The sequence below is a fragment of the Rhizobium sp. 01T444 genome, assembly GCF_056398305.1.
In genome coordinates this window covers 1-584 of the sequence record NZ_JBFTPD010000298.1, presented here as the reverse complement: position 1 = coordinate 584, position 584 = coordinate 1, and the positions used below count along the sequence as shown (strand labels likewise).

Below are 584 nucleotides of genomic sequence, written 5' to 3'. Positions count from 1 at the left end.
GAACAGCAGGCGCGCTTCGATGCGGGCGAAGGCGGCGAACTCGAGCCCATCATGTGCGTGGACARGGAACCGCACGCACTCAAGGATTTCGCGGCGCTGGTGGCCGAATCCCGGGAGAACGGCTCGGCATGGCATGTGGTCTTCGTTGTCGGCCTGTCCGGCCGCGGCCAGACGGCGCCCACCGAATCGGAGACCGAGCAGGCCATGAATGTCATGGTCGAGGCCGTGCGCCAGGGCAGCATCGGCCGCTATGCGGCCTATGACCTGAACGGGGAGCCTCTGGCCTTTTCGTGATCAGCGATGCGGCGCGAACTTCGGACGCGTGGCGCCGGCCAACGCCTCGAGCGCGGAGTCGATTCCACCGGATGTCTCCAGGGTGCCGAGGATCCGGGTGAACAGCGGCAGGTAGATCTCGTCCGCTTCATAGCCCGCGAGCGGATCGCGGTTCATCAGGAATGCGGCATCGAGCTCAGCCCAGTCTTCGGGGTGCAGCACGGCCTGGGCGAACGGCAGCACCTCGGTTTCCTCCAGCATCATGTGCTCGATGTAGGAGCTGACATAGTGGGTCATCGCCCGGGTGAAGG

General features: G+C 65.5%; 1 protein-coding gene and 1 pseudogene. One reads left to right on the top strand and one right to left on the bottom strand.

Annotated features, from left to right (window positions below; genetic code table 11):
- Positions 1-294 (top strand): hypothetical protein (locus AC1DTN_RS38565; protein ID WP_477925473.1); only part of this gene is annotated, 294 nt, incomplete at its 5' end.
- On the opposite strand, the pseudogene AC1DTN_RS38560 reads toward AC1DTN_RS38565, so the two are convergent.
- Positions 295-584 (bottom strand): annotated as a pseudogene (locus tag AC1DTN_RS38560) (hypothetical protein); the annotation flags it as partial.